Below are 369 nucleotides of genomic sequence, written 5' to 3'. Positions count from 1 at the left end.
GAATGGTCTGTGTTGTCGGGAGGATGCGTGATCTGATCCTTCAACTCAGCAAAAGTTCGATTTATTCAACAAAGCCGATAAAATGTTGTCTTCGAATATTTTAGTGTTCATTATCCCTCTTCACGAGGTTAGTCAGACAATAGGCAGAGGATACATTAATTATAGGCTACCTGATGATTAATGGGAATGGCGGGAAATGTAAATCAACAGCGAATAAGTACGCTTTATCCGCTACTGATTTACCGGGAGAACATTTAGCATTGATGGAGAGCGGCAATACGCTGATGGCTTTGTTAAGGAAGGTGCGAATAAGCAGGTCATTTCTTCCCAAGCTGACTCGCTGATTAAAATTTCGCGGATCTGGGCCGA

Annotated in this window: 1 pseudogene; it reads right to left on the bottom strand. The window is 42.5% G+C overall.

The features are described from left to right. Positions 1 to 166 precede the first annotated feature (166 nt). Positions 167 to 369 (bottom strand): annotated as a pseudogene (locus tag V6E55_RS25695) (hypothetical protein); the annotation flags it as partial.

It is taken from the genome of Enterobacter sp. 342 (genome assembly GCF_036663495.1).
Lineage (GTDB): Bacteria > Pseudomonadota > Gammaproteobacteria > Enterobacterales > Enterobacteriaceae > Enterobacter.
The sequence above is the reverse complement of the archived record's forward strand: the minus strand, read 5'-3'. Positions and strand labels throughout refer to the sequence as shown.